The organism is Streptomyces sp. NPDC056479 (genome assembly GCF_042795335.1).
Lineage (GTDB): Bacteria > Actinomycetota > Actinomycetes > Streptomycetales > Streptomycetaceae > Streptomyces.
The window spans coordinates 45,855-62,458 of the sequence record NZ_JBHTRZ010000014.1 but is presented as its reverse complement, the minus strand read 5'-3'; the positions used below and the strand labels follow the sequence as shown (position 1 = coordinate 62,458).

At 69.3% G+C, this 16,604-nt stretch carries 17 protein-coding genes; 5 read left to right on the top strand and 12 right to left on the bottom strand.

Annotated elements, in window-relative coordinates; all coding sequences use genetic code 11:
- Positions 1-132 precede the first annotated feature (132 nt).
- A complete protein-coding gene (locus ACFQ6S_RS41155) occupies positions 133-2,550 on the top strand; it encodes an MMPL family transporter (RefSeq protein WP_383421154.1) in 2,418 nt (805 codons plus the stop codon).
- Between the two features lie 18 nt (positions 2,551-2,568).
- On the opposite strand, the gene ACFQ6S_RS41150 is transcribed toward ACFQ6S_RS41155, so the two are convergent.
- The 5 genes from ACFQ6S_RS41150 to ACFQ6S_RS41130 form a co-directional block, all read right to left on the bottom strand.
- Entirely contained in the window at positions 2,569-3,354 is a 786-nt protein-coding gene (locus tag ACFQ6S_RS41150) for a TetR/AcrR family transcriptional regulator (protein ID WP_383420922.1), read from the bottom strand.
- A gap of 37 nt (positions 3,355-3,391) precedes the next feature.
- Complete coding sequence (locus ACFQ6S_RS41145) at positions 3,392-4,399, bottom strand: trypsin-like serine peptidase (RefSeq protein ID WP_383421151.1); 1,008 nt, start codon at positions 4,397-4,399, stop codon at positions 3,392-3,394.
- A 207-nt stretch (positions 4,400-4,606) separates the two neighbouring features.
- Positions 4,607-5,098, bottom strand: coding sequence for a thiol-disulfide oxidoreductase DCC family protein (locus tag ACFQ6S_RS41140; RefSeq protein ID WP_383420920.1), 492 nt, complete (start codon positions 5,096-5,098; stop codon positions 4,607-4,609).
- Between the two features lie 12 nt (positions 5,099-5,110).
- Positions 5,111-5,518 (bottom strand): hypothetical protein, encoded by a 408-nt coding sequence (locus tag ACFQ6S_RS41135; protein WP_383420918.1) that lies wholly within the window; start codon positions 5,516-5,518, stop codon positions 5,111-5,113.
- A 125-nt stretch (positions 5,519-5,643) separates the two neighbouring features.
- Positions 5,644-6,054 (bottom strand): VOC family protein, encoded by a 411-nt coding sequence (locus tag ACFQ6S_RS41130; RefSeq protein WP_383420916.1) that lies wholly within the window; start codon positions 6,052-6,054, stop codon positions 5,644-5,646.
- A gap of 145 nt (positions 6,055-6,199) precedes the next feature.
- On the opposite strand from ACFQ6S_RS41130, the gene ACFQ6S_RS41125 reads away from it, so the two are divergent.
- Complete coding sequence (locus ACFQ6S_RS41125; protein ID WP_383420914.1) at positions 6,200-6,943, top strand: hypothetical protein; 744 nt, start codon at positions 6,200-6,202, stop codon at positions 6,941-6,943.
- On the opposite strand, the gene ACFQ6S_RS41120 is transcribed toward ACFQ6S_RS41125, so the two are convergent.
- The 6 genes from ACFQ6S_RS41120 to ACFQ6S_RS41095 form a co-directional block, all read right to left on the bottom strand.
- Positions 6,905-8,029, bottom strand: a complete 1,125-nt coding sequence (locus ACFQ6S_RS41120) for a hypothetical protein (protein ID WP_383420912.1) — start codon at positions 8,027-8,029, stop codon at positions 6,905-6,907. The genes ACFQ6S_RS41125 and ACFQ6S_RS41120 overlap by 39 nt on opposite strands.
- 595 nt (positions 8,030-8,624) lie before the next feature.
- Positions 8,625-9,386 (bottom strand): succinate dehydrogenase iron-sulfur subunit, encoded by a 762-nt coding sequence (locus tag ACFQ6S_RS41115; protein ID WP_383420910.1) that lies wholly within the window; start codon positions 9,384-9,386, stop codon positions 8,625-8,627.
- A complete protein-coding gene (gene sdhA / locus ACFQ6S_RS41110) occupies positions 9,386-11,140 on the bottom strand; it encodes a succinate dehydrogenase flavoprotein subunit (RefSeq protein ID WP_383420908.1) in 1,755 nt (584 codons plus the stop codon). The genes ACFQ6S_RS41115 and sdhA overlap by 1 nt, the downstream gene beginning before the upstream one ends.
- A gap of 22 nt (positions 11,141-11,162) precedes the next feature.
- The gene (locus ACFQ6S_RS41105) at positions 11,163-11,657 is read right to left on the bottom strand and encodes a succinate dehydrogenase hydrophobic membrane anchor subunit (RefSeq protein WP_383420906.1); all 495 of its coding nucleotides are present in this window, start codon (positions 11,655-11,657) and stop codon (positions 11,163-11,165) included.
- A gap of 9 nt (positions 11,658-11,666) precedes the next feature.
- Positions 11,667-12,047 carry a succinate dehydrogenase, cytochrome b556 subunit gene (sdhC, locus tag ACFQ6S_RS41100; RefSeq protein ID WP_078504082.1) on the bottom strand — a complete coding sequence of 127 codons (381 nt, stop codon included), beginning with the start codon at positions 12,045-12,047 and terminating at the stop codon, positions 11,667-11,669.
- 188 nt (positions 12,048-12,235) lie between these two features.
- On the bottom strand, positions 12,236-12,811 hold the full coding sequence (locus tag ACFQ6S_RS41095) for a 2-oxo-4-hydroxy-4-carboxy-5-ureidoimidazoline decarboxylase (protein WP_383420904.1): 576 nt from the start codon (positions 12,809-12,811) through the stop codon (positions 12,236-12,238).
- Between the two features lie 216 nt (positions 12,812-13,027).
- Here ACFQ6S_RS41095 and ACFQ6S_RS41090 point away from each other — a divergent pair, with 216 nt between their 5' ends.
- From ACFQ6S_RS41090 to ACFQ6S_RS41080, 3 genes are all read left to right on the top strand, one after another.
- Positions 13,028-14,638, top strand: coding sequence for a glycoside hydrolase family 20 protein (locus tag ACFQ6S_RS41090; protein WP_383421148.1), 1,611 nt, complete (start codon positions 13,028-13,030; stop codon positions 14,636-14,638).
- 76 nt (positions 14,639-14,714) lie between these two features.
- Positions 14,715-15,218, top strand: a complete 504-nt coding sequence (locus ACFQ6S_RS41085) for a hypothetical protein (RefSeq protein ID WP_383420902.1) — start codon at positions 14,715-14,717, stop codon at positions 15,216-15,218.
- A 118-nt stretch (positions 15,219-15,336) separates the two neighbouring features.
- Entirely contained in the window at positions 15,337-15,948 is a 612-nt protein-coding gene (locus ACFQ6S_RS41080; protein WP_383420900.1) for a hypothetical protein, read from the top strand.
- 22 nt (positions 15,949-15,970) lie between these two features.
- Here the strand turns inward: ACFQ6S_RS41080 and ACFQ6S_RS41075 are convergent, their stop codons facing one another.
- The gene (locus tag ACFQ6S_RS41075; RefSeq protein ID WP_383420898.1) at positions 15,971-16,501 is read right to left on the bottom strand and encodes a DUF1877 family protein; all 531 of its coding nucleotides are present in this window, start codon (positions 16,499-16,501) and stop codon (positions 15,971-15,973) included.
- Positions 16,502-16,604 lie beyond the last annotated feature (103 nt).

Below are 16,604 nucleotides of genomic sequence, written 5' to 3'. Positions count from 1 at the left end.
GGCCGGTTCCCCGCTTTGGAGTTCCTTGAGAGTCATGGCCGACGCCTGCCACGCGCGCGTGCGGCCGCCAATCCTGTTGCCCAGGACCTGGGGGACCAACCGACCGGATAAGGAGCGTTGAGCGTGGCGGCATTGGCACGGTGGTGCTATCGGCACCGGCTGGTGGTCCTGTTGCTGTGGGTGGGGGCACTGTTCGGCCTGGGCGCGGCGAGTTCGGCCGCGGGCACGAACTACGCGAACGTCTTCTCCCTCCCGAACACGGACTCCACGACCGCGTACAACCTGATGGAGAAGGCCTTCCCGGAGCGCGCGGGCGACACCGACACGGTGGTGTGGAAGGTGGACGAGGGCTCCGTACGGGACGAATCCGTACGGTCCCGGATCGAGCCCGCGCTCGAGGAGATCGGGCGGATGAAGGGGGTCGGCGAGGTCACCGACCCATACGCGGCCCAGGGAGCCGCGCAGATCAGCCGGGACGGGCGGATCGCGTACGCGCAGATCACGTTCACCGAGCAGGCGAACGCCGTCCCCAAGGACCTGATCGAGGACGTCGTCGACACGGCGCAGGCCGCCGAGCGCGACGGACTCCAGGTCGAGCTGGGCGGCCAGGCCATCGCCCTCACCCAGGAGCCGCCGCAGGGCCTCGCGGAGGGGGTCGGCATCCTCGCGGCGGCGGTCGTGCTGTTCCTGGCCTTCGGCTCGCTCTTCGCCATGCTGCTGCCGATCGTCGTGGCCATCGCGGGCGTCGGCACCGGCCTGATCGGGACGATGCTGCTCAGCCATGTCACGGACGTGCCCGAGGTCGCGCCGCTGCTCGGCTCGCTGATCGGCCTCGGCGTCGGCATCGACTACGCCCTGTTCATCGTCACCCGGCACCGGCGCGGCATCCTGCGCGGGATGAAGCCCGAGGAGGCGGCCGTGACCGCCCTCAACACCTCGGGGCGGGCGGTGCTGTTCGCGGGCGGCACGGTGTGCATCGCGCTCGCCGGCATGCTGGTGATGAACATGCGGTTCCTGGACGGCGTGGTCGTCGCGACCTCGCTCACCGTCGTCCTGAGCGTGCTGGCCGCGATCACCCTGCTTCCGGCCCTGCTCGGCCTGCTCGGCATACGGGTGCTCAGCCGCCGGCAGCGGCGCCGGCTCGCCGCGGCGGGACCGGAGCCGGCGGAGGCGAGCGGGCTCGCGGCGCGCTGGTCGTCGTATGTCCAAAGGCGCCCGCGGCCGGTCGCGGCGATGGCCGTCGTCGTCATGGCGGTCCTCGCGATCCCCGTGCTGTCGCTGCGCCTCGGGGCCACCGACCAGGGCAACCACCAGGAGTCGACCACCACTCGGCAGGCCTACGACCTGCTCGCCGAGGGCTTCGGACCCGGCTTCAACGGTCCGCTCCAGGTGGTCGTCGAGGGCGACGCGCCCGCCGGCCTGGTGAACGGCATCCGGTCCGCCGAGGGCGTCGCCCAAGTGGCCGCCGTACCGCCCGCGAACGGGGTGACGGTGATCCAGGTCGTCCCGACCACCTCGCCCCAGTCCGAGCAGACGGACCGGCTGATCGACCGGCTGCGCGACGACGTGATCCCGAAGTCGGGCGCCGAGGCCCATGTCGGCGGCGTGACGGCGGTCTTCAAGGACTTCGCTTCGGTGACGGCGGACCGGCTGCCGTACTTCGTCGCGACGATCATCGCGCTCGGATTCCTGCTTCTGATGGTGGCCTTCCGGTCGCTGGTGGTGCCGCTGACGGCCGCGCTGATGAACCTCATCGCCGCGGCCGCGTCCTTCGGTGTCCTGGTGGCGATCTTCCAGTGGGGCTGGGGCACCGAACTGATCGGCGTCGGCAAGGAAGGGCCGATCACGTCCTTCCTGCCGGTCATCATGCTGTCCCTGCTGTTCGGCCTCTCCATGGACTACCAGGTGTTCCTGGTGAGCCGGATGCACGAGGAGTGGGTGCACACGAAGGACAACGCGCGCGCGGTACGCGTCGGCCTCGCGGAGACCAGCCGGGTCATCAACTCCGCCGCCCTGATCATGATCTGTGTGTTCAGCGCGTTCGTGCTGAGCGGCGACATGGAGGGCGCGATGGCGGGCATCGGCCTCGCGGCGGCCGTCGCCCTGGACGCCTTCATCCTGCGTACGGCCCTGGTGCCGGCCGCGATGCACATGCTCGGGAACGCCAACTGGTGGCTGCCGGACTGGCTGGAGAAGCGGCTGCCGCATCTGGCGGTCGAGCCGAAGGAGGACGAGACGGCGGTGACGTCGGCACAGGAGCCGGTCGTGGCGGGCCGCTCCTCGGTCGTGCACGGGTTCGTGAGGGGCGCCGGCGGCGAGCCCGTCGAGGGTGCCGCGGTGACGCTGCTGACGCAGGGCGGGCGCCGGCTGGACGGGGTGACGTCCCTGGCCGACGGCTCGTACATCGTCTCGGTGCCGGCGCCGGGGACGTATCTGCTGGCGGCGAGCGCCGAGTCGTACGGCTCCCGGGCGGGCCAGGTGGTCGTGACCGAGGGCCCGCTGGTGTACGACGTGGAGCTGGCCGAGGGCGAGGTGGACGCCGTCAACTGACGCCCGCCGGGTGCGGTTTCAGGGGCGCTCGTCCTCGGCGGGCGCCCCTTCGCCGGGGGCGTCCCTGTCCGCCTTCTTCCTGGCCGGATCCGGAAGGGCGTTCGTCATCCCCGGCAGGAAGTCCGTGAACAGTTCGTGCACCTCGCGCACCAGCGGCCGCAGCACCCGGAACCGCGCCAGGGTCACGCCCCGCGCGGTCAGCCGGGCGCCCCGCTCGGCCAGCCGGTAGCTGCGCTCGCGGCCCTCGGTGCGGTCGAAGATCCAGTACAGGACGAGCCCCATCTGGGCGAGCCACATCAACTCCGGCAGTACGTCCCGGAGCTCCTCGGGCACCTTGGTCTTCGTCGCGCCCGCCAGCACCTGCCGATGGACGTTGATGGCCTCCACGCGCGCGTGCTCCGACTCCGCGGAGAAGGGGCTGAGCGGGCTGTCGGGATCGGCGGCGTTCTTGAAGAACTGCACCGCGAACTCGTGGTATGGCGTGGCGATGTCCAGCCACACCTTCAGCACACCCGCGAGCCGCGCCTCCAGGTCGGTCTCGCGGGCCAGGACGCCCCGGATCGCCGCCTGGTGCTCGGCGGCGATCCGGTCGTAGAAGCCCTGGATCAGGTGTTCCTTGCCCGCGAAGTAGTAGTACGCGTTGCCGACGGAGACCCCGGCCTCCTGGGCGATGGCCCGCATCGTCGTCTTGTCGTAGCCGCGCTCCTGGAACAGCCGCATGGCGGTCTCCAGGATCAGTGCACGGGTCTGCTCGGACTTGGTGGGCGTATCGCCCTGTTCAGGGCTGTCGTTCTTCGAGGACACGGAAACAGAGCCTAACGAGTGGCGTTCGTGCCGATCGTCAGGAGGCCTGTGCCGTCTGGTACAGGTTCTGGGCGTCGGCGCCGAAGTACGGGCCGTACATCCGGTTCGGCAGGAAGTTGTACTTGAAGCTGTTCACCGAGGAGAGCAGGCCGGTGCCCGTGGACTCGTTGAACTGCGTGAACCAGGGGCCGCCGCTGGCGCCGCCGGTCATGTTGCAGTTCATGCCGTGGTCGTTGGACAGCAGGAAGTCCCGGTTGGTGGTCCCGCTGCAGTAGATGAACTTCTCCCCGTCGTACGGGGCGGCGGCCGGGAAGCCGAACGAGTACATGCGCAGGTTGTAGCCGGTGTTGAAGGCCAGCCCCTGCCCGCCGACGACGTCCGTGAGGAGCTTGCCGTCCAGCGGGGCGACGACGGCCGCGCCGACGTCGTAGTTAATGTCCTCGCTCGCCGTCCACTGGGGTGTGGACAGGGTCTTCGACGCGGCCCAGCGGCCGTAGGGGGCCTGTCCGTCGTGGTAGCCGGGCACGAAGACCCAGTTGGTGTGCCAGGCGCCCTCCAGCTTCACGCAGTGGCCCGCCGTGATCACGGTGCTCTTGTTGTTGCTGGTGACGGCGTTGCCGGAACAGGACGCCGTACGGCCCTGGTAGCTGAAGAACACGCGGCCCGCCGTGGAGACGACCGCACCGCCGCCGGACCACTGACCGCCGGCGTTCGGGAAGGCCATCAGGCCGATGTCGTTGACGGCCCTGCCGACCGCCGCGGTGGGGGAGGTGGGCGCGACCTTGGTCGCCGTGCCCTTGCGGGGCGCTACGCCGCCGTCGAAGTGGCCGTTGACGCTCACGAGGTCGAGCGGGGTCGCCGCCCGCATCCGCTCCGAGGTCCAGAAGTCGCGGGCCTGCTGCTGTGCGCCGGCCGGGACCGAGCTGACGCCGGTGGTGGAGTCGGGCCTCGGCGCGGCGCCCGCGGGAGTGGCGAGGGTGCCTGCGGTGAGCAGCGCGGTGACGCCGATCAGGGCGCCGAGGACGGGGCGGGGTATGCGGGACATGCGGGGTATGCCTCTCACGCGTACTCCTTCTGCGATGGGGGGACCGGGCGACCGGATGGCCGCCCGGCAACCGACAGTCGGTGCGAGTGCGGAGTGGAGAACCTGAGGCAGAGTGCCAACCCGAGCGCGGTTTTGGAAGGGTGCATGCCAGAACCCGAGCTCGGAAGAGTGCCGTTCAGGCCGGGTTGGTCCCTTTCGCCGCCGTTCTCACCAGGTGGTGGCGCAGGTGCCGTCCTCACACCCCGGCGGGTTGTACGTCCAGCCCCGGCTCGGGTCGTACGACCATCCGTCCCCGCGCCGGTAGGCCCGCCCGCCCCACTGCCCGCCGCGCCACTTCGCGGCCGCGAGTACGGCCCCCCTGGCCAGCCGCGCCCCGGACGGAGTGCTCAGGCGATGCGCGAGTCCCCTGTGCTCGCGCAGCGCCCACAGCGTGACGATCCAGGCGGCACCGCCCCGGTAGACCTGCCCGGCGTCGCCGACGGCGGTGATCTCGTCGAGAGTGGCGCCGTGATCAAGGCCGGGGAAGCGCCGCCGGGCGTCCTCGGACCCGGCCGGCACCATCTCCAGTGGCACCAACTGCGGCTGCTTCATGAGCCAGTCGCGCAGGAAGGTGCACAGCGAACACTGGGCGTCGTACAGGACGGTCAGTCCGCGGACCGCGGCGCCGGCCGCCCTGCCGGCTGTCGTGTCGACTGCCATGTCGACGCCCGCTCAGGCCCCGGCCGACGGGGCGACCCAGCCCTGCGGCGGAACCGGAGGCACCTGCTCGCGCTCCATCACCCCGCGCCGCCGGATCTTGTTGAGTACGTAGACGTTGCCCAGGTGCATCACGCCGAGCACCAGCAGCACCACGCCGAGCTTGGTCGACAGGGCCTCGAAGATGCCCCGGGTGTCGAGGACGGTGTCGTCATCGCTCAGATACAGCGCGACGAAGCCGAGGTTGACGAGGTAGAAGCCGACCACGAGCAGGTGGTTCACGGCGTCGGCGAGCTTCTCGTTCCCGCGCAGCACGTCGGCGAGGAAGATCCGCCCGTTGCGGCTGAGGGTGCGGGCCACCCAGATGGTGAGCGCGATGCTGACGACGAGATAGATGACGTAGGCGATGACCGTGCGGTCCATGGCCTCCCCCTTCTTGAACGCGTTCAAAACGCTGACAGGAGAGACTCTAGACCCGGGCTTTGAACATGTTCAACTCAATTGCATTGAGGCCTGCGTCACGCCGCCCCCCCCGGCCGGTACCCCAGTCAGGGTCTGCGTCCGAGCTCCGGCCGTTTGGAGTAGTCCGTGAACCCGATGACGTTCCCCCAGGGGTCGGCGATCTCGACGGTCCAGCCGGTCGCCACGGAGAAGGGCGCGTCGAGCGGCTCGACGCCCGCGTCGCGCAACGCCCGCGCCGCGGCCCGCGCGTCGGGCACCTCCAGCCACACGCGGGGGGAGGGCCACGGCGGCGGCCGATGCGCCACCGCCTCCTCCTGACGCAGCAACAGCCCCGGCGTCTCACCCCCGACCTTCAGCATCGCGATCCCGGCCTCGTCGAGCCGGAACCCGACCGTGAACCCGGCGCGCTCGTAGAAGCCGAGGGCTTCGGCGAGGTCGCCTACCGGTAGCAGCACGTTGTCGAAACCGAGCAGTTCGTACGACTCGTCATCTGACATACCGTCAGGGTAAGGCGATGATCGGCCGGATCCGGGGATTGCGCCCGACGACTCCGAAATCACAGCTGAGACCATCCTGGGCCAGCTGGGGCCGGGTGGCTTCAGTACTCTTCAGCTGAATGCGGGAGGGGAGCCGGTGGGCCGATTGCGTACAGCCTTCGGGCTGCTGGTGGTGATTGTCGGCACCGTCTGGTTGCTGGGCGACTGGTCGGCCGTCCGGTCGGGTGGGCGATGGGCTCTGTCGGCGCTGCCGTACGTGATTGTGGTGGTGGGCGTACTGCTCCTGCTCCGAGCGGCTGTGCCCAGGGGCTTGTTGGTCGGCCCGGTGATTCTCGTCGCGGGTGGTGGCCTGTGGGCCGCTTACAACGCGGGTGTCTTCGAGGGGAGAACGGCGGACCGTATCTGGCCGTCCGTGGTGATCGCCGTGGGCGTGGCGCTGTCCCTCGGAGTGCGAACGGATCCGGGTGGCCGCGAGGACGACAACCCCCTGAGGCGGTACCGCAGCGTGCTGGTACCGCTGGACAGGCGAGTGGTCACGCCCGCCACGCCGCTGCAGACACTGGCCGTGAGCTCGTACTTCGGGAACGCCGTCATAGATCTGTCGGGAGCGAGGTTCGCCGGAGCCAGTGCACCCGACGACCGGCTGCGGGTCGCCAGCGTCGACGTCACGGTGTTCTTCGGACGCGTCGAACTCGTCGTCGGGCCGAACTGCGCGGTGGTGAAGGGGAACGTGGAGGGCACACACGCCGTGCGCTTCGCGGAGCAGGTCGTCGTGTACGCCGATGTGGACGAGTACTTCCATTTCGACGCCAACGGCTTGCGCCGTCCGCACCGCATGGTGCTGAACGTACTAGGCCTGGGCGGCGCCGTTGCCGTTCGCTCGCTGTAGGACGTCCTCGCTCTCGGGCGGATTCACCAAGGGTTGGAGCTTGAAATGCCTTTCGAAGCGGGCCGTGTCCCGGGCCAGGAAGTCCGAGATCACCTCGTTCGTCGCCGTCAGCTCCTCGGCTGTCTCCGGCAGCTCCAGGTGAAAGGCCTTGATGAGGTCCAAGCGATGTACGTCGAACACCGCCGACAGCAGGGTGCCGTGGAACGCTGCCGCCGCGACCGCGCCCCGATAGGCGAGGGCGGTCAGGGCCGCGGGAACCAGTGGAAGCAGTGACCAGAGGTCCCAGCGCAGGACCAGCGGAAGTGTCGCCAGCGTGGTGAGTCCGAGGGACACAGTGAGCGATGCGGTGGCCGCGATGAGGCTGAGCTGCTGGGTGACGGCGTTCTCCAGCCGGGGCGCGATGAAGGGGTAGATCCGGGGATAGGCCCGCATCATGTCGAGCCCGTAGCGGTCGCCCGAGAGCCGTTCGGCTCGCAGCAGCATGTTCCCCAGCGATGTCGGCATGAGTTCCCCGTCGAGATCCCGTTTGCGCTTCCGGGCGTCGGGGCGTATCTCCGTGGGGTAGCCGGACCGGATACGGCGGGCCTGCTCGGTGCGGCGGCGGAGTCCGACCTTGCGCCGGTCCCGGCGGGCGAGTTCTCCCAAGGAGACGGATCCGCTCCTTGGACGGCTCCCCGGCGACGCGGACGCTGCCCTTTCCGCAGCCTCCACGTCCTTGGCGTGCTGGAGCACGATCAGTGCACGGTCCCTGCGGCGACGGTGCCGCTCCACCGCCGCCTCGCGCAGGAGGGCCAGCGGTGAGGGTTTCGCCCAGTACCCTTCCAGCTGCTGAACGACGGCCGCTTCGAAGGGCCGCAGCAGTACGCCGACCACGAAGGCGAAGAAGACGAAGAGGACGACGGCCCCAGTGTCGTTCCGGCCTGGTGGTATCGCGGAGAAGTCCGGCCGCGCATCAAGTTCGTAGAGCCCCGCACGCTCGACGGCGGCGACGACTGTCACCAGCAGCACGCCGGGCAGGACGCTGGTCAGGCTGAAACGCGCGCCACCGATGACCTTGCCGCCGGCCTCGGCGAGTGCCTTCAACATGTCTCACCTCCTCGTCGTTGGTCGGGCGTACAGCTTGAAGACGTGCCCTTGTCCTCCGTGGGAAGGTGCCCCGTCCCGCACCGGAGCTTCCTGGCACTCGGTGCATGCCCAGATCTCGTGGTTGTGCCGCAGAACCGGCGAGAAGCTGCCGGACGGCGTCAATTCACTGCAGAGCATGGGGCTGCGGCAGGTGCACCGCATGGTCACGCTCTCGCGGGCCTCGACGCGCCGGATGCTCTCGAAGCAGTTCGACGCCATGCAGACGTGGATCCACGTTCTCCACTCGTCATCCGCCGGGAGCGGGTCGCCGAACGAGCCACGCGGTGGCGAGGGCATCGCGGCGATCGCCCAGCCCAACACCAGTAGCCGCCACCCGAATCCCGCTCCGCCGAACCGCATCCCCGCCATGCTCGCCCCCACTTCAGTGGACCGAGTATGCCGTCAACTTCCCTTGCCGCACAGCATGTTCACGACGAGACCAGGCAAGGCCCGGCCAGGCAGGGCCGGCACACTGTACGGCGAAGGCCCCGCCCCCGGTACCAACCCGGGAAGCGGGGCCCTCACAGTCAGACGGATAGCCATGACCAACGCGGCGTCAGAACCGCCGAGTGATCAGCGCCTTCTTAACCTCGGCGATCGCCTTCGTCACCTCAATGCCGCGCGGGCACGCGTCCGTGCAGTTGAACGTCGTGCGGCAGCGCCACACGCCGTCCTTGTCGTTGAGGATCTCCAGGCGCTGCTCGCCCGCCTCGTCACGGCTGTCGAAGATGAAGCGGTGGGCGTTCACGATCGCGGCCGGGCCGAAGTACTGGCCGTCGTTCCAGAAGACCGGGCACGAGGAGGTGCAGGCGGCGCAGAGGATGCACTTCGTCGTGTCGTCGAAGCGCTCGCGTTCCTCGGCGGTCTGGAAGCGCTCGCGCGTCGGCTCGTTCGTGTCCTTCGTGATGAGGAAGGGCATGACGTCCCGGTACGCCTGGAAGAACGGCTCCATGTCGACCACGAGGTCCTTCAGGACCGTCAGGCCCTTGATGGGCTCGACCGTGATCGGCTTCTCGGGGTTGATGTCCTTGATGAGGGTCTTGCAGGCAAGGCGGTTCTTGCCGTTGATCCTCATCGCGTCCGACCCGCAGATGCCGTGGGCGCACGAGCGGCGGAAGGTCAGCGTGCCGTCGACGTCCCACTTGATCTTGTGGAGGCCGTCGAGGACGCGCTCCTTGGGGTCGATCTCCAGCTCGAAGTCTTCCCACACAGCCTCGGCGGAGATTTCCGGGTTGAAGCGGCGGACCCGGAACGTGACCGTGATGTACGGGGAGGCCGCGGACTCCGCCTCGGCCTTGTCCATAACGGGGGTTGCCATCAGTACTTACGCTCCATCGGCTGGTAGCGGGTCTGGACGACCGGCTTGTAGTCGAGACGAATGGACTCCGTGCCGTCGTCGCCGACCTCGCGGTACGCCATGGTGTGGCGCATGAAGTTGACGTCGTCGCGGTTCGGGTAGTCCTCGCGGTAGTGACCGCCGCGGGACTCCTTGCGGGCCAGGGCCGAAACCGCCATGACCTCGGCGAGGTCCAGGAGGTTGCCGAGCTCGATGGCCTCCAGCAGGTCCGTGTTGAACCGCTTGCCCTTGTCCTGGACCGAGACGTTCTTGAAGCGCTCGCGCAGCTCCGCGATCTTCTCGACCGCCGTCTTGATCGTCTGCTCCGTGCGGAACACCATGACGTTGGCGTCCATGGTCTCCTGGAGCTCCTTGCGGAGCACGGCCACCCGCTCGGTGCCCGTCGACGCGCGCAGGTGCTCGACCTGCTCGATCACCAGCTCCGCCGGGTTCTCCGGCAGCTCGACGTAGTCCGCCTTCTGGCTGTACTCGGCGGCGGCGATACCCGCACGGCGGCCGAACACATTGATGTCCAGGAGGGAGTTCGTGCCGAGACGGTTCGCACCGTGCACCGACACACAGGCGACCTCTCCGGCCGCGTACAGACCCGGGACCACCGTGGTGTTGTCGCTCAGGACCTCACCCTCGACGTTCGTCGGGATGCCGCCCATCGCGTAGTGCGCGGTCGGCTGGATCGGGATCGGGTCCGTGTACGGCTCGATGCCCAGGTACGTGCGCGCGAACTCCGTGATGTCGGGCAGCTTGGCGTCCAGCTGCTCCGGCGGGAGGTGCGTGAGGTCCAGGTAGACGTGGTCGCCCTCGGGGCCGCAGCCACGGCCCTCGCGGATCTCCGTGTAGATGGAGCGCGAGACGACGTCTCGGGACGCGAGGTCCTTCATGACCGGCGCGTACTTCTCCATGAAGCGCTCGCCGTCCTTGTTGCGGAGGATGCCGCCCTCACCACGGGCGCCCTCCGTCAGCAGGATGCCCATGCGCCAGATGCCGGTCGGGTGGAACTGGAAGAACTCCATGTCCTCCAGCGGGAGGCCGCGGCGGTAGACCGCCGCCTGACCGTCGCCCGTCAGCGTGTGCGCGTTCGACGTCACCTTGAAGAACTTGCCGCAGCCGCCGGACGCGTAGATCACGGCCTTCGCCTGGAAGACGTGGATCTCGCCGGTCGCCAGCTCGTACGCCACGACACCGGCCGACTTCTTGACGCCGTCGACCTCGGTGATCAGCTGGTCCAGGACGTAGAACTCGTTGAAGAACTCCACGCCCTCCTTGACGCAGTTCTGGTACAGCGTCTGGAGGATCATGTGGCCGGTGCGGTCCGCCGCGTAGCAGGACCGGCGCACCGGGGCCTCGCCGTGGTTACGGCTGTGACCGCCGAAGCGGCGCTGGTCGATCGTGCCGTTCGGGGTGCGGTTGAACGGCAGGCCCATCTTCTCCAGGTCGAGGACCGAGTCGATGGCCTCCTTCGCCAGGATCTCGGCGGCGTCCTGGTCGACCAGGTAGTCACCGCCCTTGACCGTGTCGAAGGTGTGCCACTCCCAGTTGTCCTCCTCCACGTTGGCCAGCGCGGCGGCCATGCCGCCCTGCGCGGCGCCCGTGTGGGAGCGGGTGGGATAGAGCTTGGTCAGCACGGCGGTGCGGCTGCGCTTCGTCGACTCGATGGCCGCGCGCATGCCCGCGCCGCCGGCGCCGACGATGACGGTGTCGTACTTGTGGATCTTCATCAGTAGTACCTCAGCCCCGTGCCTAGCGGATGTTCGGGTCGAAGGTGAAGATCACCAGCGTGCCCAGCAGGATGGTGAACACCGTGGCGGTGTAGAGCAGGCCCTTCAGCCACAGCCGGGTGTTCGCGCGCTCCGCGTAGTCGTTGATGACCGTGCGCAGGCCGTTGGCGCCGTGCAGCATCGCGAGCCAGAGCATCAGCAGGTCCCAGACCTGCCAGAAGGGGCTCGCCCAGCGGCCCGCCACGAAGGCGAAGCCGATCTTGGAGACGCCGCCGTCCAGGACCAGCTGGATCAGCAGGTGGCCGATGACCAGGACGACCAGCACGACGCCGGACAGGCGCATGAACAGCCAGGCGGCCATCTCGAAGTTGCCCCGGGTGGACTTCGGGGTCTTCTTGGTGCGCTTGCGCGGGGCCTCGATGAACGGGGCCGGGTTGTCGACGTTGTAGAGGGACTCGCCCTCGACCGGGCCGATACCGGCGGCGGTCTTGTCAGTGGTGACTGTGTTGTTTGACATGCTTGCGCGTCAGCTCCCGAACAGTTCACGAGCGGCGTGGCCGAGGACGGGGTAGATCGCCCCGAGCATCAGCACCAGCCAGAGGCCGACGACGGACCAGAGCATCTGCTTCTGGTAGCGCGGGCCCTTCGACCAGAAGTCGACGGCGATGACACGCAGGCCGTTGAGCGCGTGGAAGAGGATGGCGGCGACGAGGCCGTACTCCAGCAGCGCGACGATCGGCGTCTTGTACGTGGCTACGACCTTGTCGTAGTCCTCGGGGGAGACACGCACGAGAGCGGTGTCCAGCACGTGAACGAACAGGAAGAAGAAAATGAGGACGCCGGTGACTCGATGAGCCACCCAGGACCACATTCCTTCCCGGCCGCGGTACAGCGTTCCAGCCGGCACGGAAGTTCCTCCGGGAGCGGGGATTGGGGCCGCGCCGGCTTGTGCTGTCGGTCGGGCCCGGCCGGGTACGGTCCACCGGCCCCCAGCATCGTAGCCATCCGCTGCCGCCGGGCTGAGCGGGGGGCTGGCGGTGTGATCAAACTGGCACGCGGATGGGTGATTGGCGGCCAATGGGGTGGGGTGTCCTGCTATTTGCCATGTGTGGCCTTGTTGTGGCTGGTCGCACAGTTCCCCGTGCCCCTGAGATGGGCGACCAGTCGGCCTCTTGCCAGGCGCCGAAGTTCCTCTGCCGCCACCACCCGTTCTTCCTCCGGATCGTTTGTCAATCGTGATCGGATGCCTGCCAATACTTGGTCCAGCGTCTCCGTGTACGAGAGGCCGTCCAGGCAGATGATGAAGGCGTGTCCGAATTTGGCCTCGTATGCGGCGTATGCGGCGCTCAGCGCCGTATGTGCCGCCGAGTATGCGCCTTCCGGCAGCGCGGGCAACGTTTCTTCCGCCAACGCCTCCGCCAGATCCCCCGGTGTGAGGTCGTACGCCGCCTCGTCGGACGCGGCCAGCAGCGAGTCCACGTCGGGATAGGGGCGGTGGGCCGCGATGCGGTCGGCCCAGCGGGGGCTGTTCAGGCAGGTCAGCAGGGTGCGCCGGATCTCGTCGGCGGGGACGCTGTTGAAGGGCTCCAGCACGTCCGGGGACGGTGGAGTGCGGGTCTGCTCGGGCAGCGACGGTATGGCGACTCGGCCGGGAAGGTGTGTGGGCGTCACGTGGGTTTCGGCAGGGGAATTTGGGGGAGGAGTGGCGCCACGTTACCGAGTGTGGGCATGAGGTGTCCGACGGATGCCCGAATTTCAGCCGAACGGGAGAGTTTCGGAACGTGTGGTGGACGGCCTCGGGAGCGCGAAAGGGCCTAGGTTGGCGCCGTGAGTCAGCACAAGCACAGGCGCCGGGCACCGGCGAAGAGCGTCCTGAAGCAGACCTGGGTGCTGATCGTCGCGGTGCTCCTCGTGACGGTCGGGGCCGGAGTGAGCCTCGGGCTCCTGGCCAGCAGTGACGACGGGGACTCGTCGAGCGGTTCCGAACAGCGGCGGTCGGCGCCGGGGACCTCGCCCTCCGCGGACGCGGCCAGCCCCACGCCCTCGCCCACCCGGTCGTACGCGCTCTCGAAGGCACCGCAGACCATCCCGGCCGTGGACTCCCACACCGCCGCCCGTGGCCCCGGCTGGCGTCCCGCGGCCGGGGAGCGGGTCGTCGTCAGCGACTCGGGGCTCGCCGACGAGGGACGGCTGATCGCCGGTGAGCTGGGCCTGACGTATGCCGGGCGGAAGGACGACGTGCGCGCCGGGGACGTACGGCTGGCGCTGAACAAGCGCAAGGGCGCGAACACCGAGTCGTACACCATGGCGGTGCGCGCTGGGCGTGTGGACATCAGCGGGCCCGGCGAGGCGGGGGTCTTCTACGGGACCCGGACGCTCAAGCAGGAGGTGCACGGCGGCGGTACGGCGCCGGAGGGCGTCGTGCGCGACGCACCCGCCAAGCCGGTGCGCGGGTTCATGCTCGACATCGCCCGCAAGCACTTCACCGCGGACTGGATCGAGGACCGGGTGCGGGAGCTCGGCGATCTGAAGTTCAACCAGCTGGGCCTGCACTTCTCCGACGACCAGGGCTTCCGCATCGAGTCCAAGTCGCATCCCGAGATCGTGTCCCAGCAGTACCTGACCAAGGCGCAGGTCCAGAAGATCGTCAAGCTGGCCCAGAGCCGGCACATCCAGATCGTGCCCGAGATCGACTCGCCGGGGCATCTGGGAGCCGTCATCGCCGCGCACCCCGATCTTCAGCTGCGCAATGTCAACGGGGTCGCGACCCGGGGCGCCGTCGACATCTCCAAGCCCGCGGCCGCGGAGATCGTCGACGACCTGCTGAACGAGTACGCCGGCCTCTTCCCCGGCGACCAGTGGCACCTGGGCGCCGACGAGTACCAGGCGCTGGTCGTCTCGAATCCCGAGGCGTCCTACCCGCAGCTCGCCGCCGCCGCCCGCAAGGCCTACGGCTCCGGCGCCACCGTCGCCGACCTCGCCACCGGGTGGCTCAACGGCCGCGCCGCCACCGTCCGCGCCGACGGCCGCACGCCCCGGGCGTGGAACGACGGGTTCTTCCGGGACACCTCCGTCCAGCCGGACAAGGACATCCAGGTCGCGTACTGGACGGGCAAGGAGATCGGGGCCCGGTTGCCGACGGCGTATCTGAGCACGGGGCGGAAGGTCATCAACTACAACGACGAGTTCCTCTACTACGTGCTCGGGGAGCCGCAGACCTTCGTCTACCCGACCGGCGAGCGGATCTACGGGCAGTGGACGCCGCGGGTCCTGCGGGGGACGACGGCCGTACCGGCCCGGTACGACGCCCAGATCCTGGGCGGGTCCTTCGCCGTGTGGTGCGATCTCGCGAACTCCCAGACGCAGGCGCAGGTCGCGGCGGGAATCCGGATGCCGCTGCGGGCGACGGTGCAGAAGCTGTGGGACGCGGGTAAGCCGCAATTGACCTGGGCCGAGTTCAGGGCCCTCGCGGACCGGCTGGACCGAGCTGTGGATTGACCCGTACGGCTGCGAATCCCTGTGCGAATGTGGTGTATTCGGCCCGAGCCGAACCGATCAGCCAGGGGGAACCGGGATGGGCTACTGGGGGTACTTCGTCGTGTGCCGCGCCGCGCGGCCGCTGACGGAGCTGGACGCGCTGGCCGGCGCCGAGGGGATGACCCTGCGCGAGGAGGCGCCGGACGGCTGGCAGGTGTGGGAGTACCCGAGCGGGGACGGCGAGCTCGGCAACATGAACGACCTGGCCCGCGAGACCGGGGCGCCCGCGCTCTTCGGATACGTCATGGACAGCGCGTCGGTGGTGGTGGAGGCGGCGGCTCCGGAGAGCGGGGCATGGACGACCTGTCTGGCGCGGGCCACGATGGCCGGCCAGCTCGGCGCCTCGGACGAGGGCCTCACGCTGGAGGACTACTTCCTCGAACCCCCCGACGCCGCCCAGCGGGCCATCGCCTGGGCCGCCGAGGCAGGGCACGAGGTGAACGCCGAGTCGGTGATCGACGTACTCACCGCTGAAGCGGACCCCTTGGCCGAAAACCTCTTCTTCCGTCTGCTCGACCGGCTCGGCGTCGTGCCCCTGTGACAATCCCGGGTCGTCGCACGCAGTAAGGGGAGGTGCGGGCTCCGTTAAGGACGGTGCCTGCCAAGGGGCCTGTGCGGGGACCCCGACCCTCACAACTCACCCGCTCAAGGAGGCGTGGATGAGCCTGGTGGAACTGATCGCTCAGGCCGACGAACGCGGACTGGCCGCCAGCGGGTTGGCTTGTTTGGATCGATGCGTACCGCTGCTCGGCGGTGACGACGAGGCGCTGCGGCCGCTGTGGGCGAACCTCGCGGACGGCGGGGACCCCGCCGTCTGGGGGGAGTTGCTGGAGCAGGTGCGCGGAAAGCTCGGCGTCGCGGAGATCGTGGACGACGAGGTGGTGGAGGACGAGGCCGCGCTGCTCGCGCGCCGGATGCTGGCCGCCGCCCCCGTCGTACGGTCCGCCGCCGAGGCACGGATCTGGGCCGATGCCTGTTCCGTCGCCGCGCTGCAGATCCACCGGCTGCTCGACCCCGGACAGGACGACATCTCCTCGGACGGCGCGCCGCCCGAGGCCCTCGCCTCCGTCCGGACGGGCGGGTCGCCTGTCGTGGGCCGTACGGAGGGCATGTCGCCGCTCGTCGCCGCTGAACTGCGCCGCCAGATCAGCGTCCTGGAGCTGCTCGCAGGGCATGGCGCGGGCGGGCTGCGCCGGGCGCTGGAGGTGTCGACGGAGGGACGGCGGGTGCTGCGGGCGGTGGTGTCGCGGCGGGCTCGGGGCCGCAGCTGACGCCCGGACCGCGCCGTCCCGGTCAGACCAGCAGCCACTTCACCACCGCGTCGCCGTACGCGGCCGTCTGTGCGTAGAAGGCGGTCAGATCGCGGTGGGTCGCCGCGAACAGGCCGCGCACCTCGGGTTCGGCGTCCGGTGCGCCGTACGGTCGCAGCAGCCGGATGCGCGAGTGCCGCCACAGGTCGTCGAAGTCGGCGCCCTTGAGGAACTCGGCGACCCTGCCCACCTGGGACGCGGTGAGCAGCAGGAACGGCGGCAGGGCCGGGTCGGTGTGGAAGACCGGGCCGCCGCCGAGGACCACTTGGGTGCGGGGGCCTTCCGGGGCGTGGTTCGGGGGGATGCCGCAGTAGAGGCGCTCGACGTCGCCGTACAGCTTGTCGAGCACCTCCTCGCGATGCCGGCCGATCCGCTCCCGCACGGTGTCCCAGTCGTCCTCGAACAGACGCTGGAACCAGGTCGCGCTGTTGCGCAGGGCCGAGGGCGGCACCGCGCGCAGATGGAAGTACATGCTCATCAGTGACTGGAGCGCATGGGAGCGGCGAAGCGTCACTCCCGCGTAAACCTGGTTCCTGCGGGAGTCCTGTGACTGTCGTGGGGGCGAGGTGGGGCGGTCCTGCACCGGTCCCGGGAAACCCCCGGATCCGGGTGACGAA

Coding starts and splice junctions, on each gene's coding strand:
- ACFQ6S_RS41145 (WP_383421151.1), bottom strand. CDS start 4,399: ATGTCCCGCATACCCCGCCCCGTCCTCGGCGCCCTGATCGGCGTCACC.
- ACFQ6S_RS41140 (WP_383420920.1), bottom strand. CDS start 5,098: ATGGCAGTCGACACGACAGCCGGCAGGGCGGCCGGCGCCGCGGTCCGC.
- ACFQ6S_RS41135 (WP_383420918.1), bottom strand. CDS start 5,518: ATGGACCGCACGGTCATCGCCTACGTCATCTATCTCGTCGTCAGCATC.
- ACFQ6S_RS41130 (WP_383420916.1), bottom strand. CDS start 6,054: ATGTCAGATGACGAGTCGTACGAACTGCTCGGTTTCGACAACGTGCTG.
- ACFQ6S_RS41120 (WP_383420912.1), bottom strand. CDS start 8,029: ATGTTGAAGGCACTCGCCGAGGCCGGCGGCAAGGTCATCGGTGGCGCG.
- ACFQ6S_RS41115 (WP_383420910.1), bottom strand. CDS start 9,386: ATGGCAACCCCCGTTATGGACAAGGCCGAGGCGGAGTCCGCGGCCTCC.
- sdhA (WP_383420908.1), bottom strand. CDS start 11,140: ATGAAGATCCACAAGTACGACACCGTCATCGTCGGCGCCGGCGGCGCG.
- ACFQ6S_RS41105 (WP_383420906.1), bottom strand. CDS start 11,657: ATGTCAAACAACACAGTCACCACTGACAAGACCGCCGCCGGTATCGGC.
- ACFQ6S_RS41085 (WP_383420902.1), top strand. CDS start 14,715: ATGGGCTACTGGGGGTACTTCGTCGTGTGCCGCGCCGCGCGGCCGCTG.
- ACFQ6S_RS41080 (WP_383420900.1), top strand. CDS start 15,337: ATGAGCCTGGTGGAACTGATCGCTCAGGCCGACGAACGCGGACTGGCC.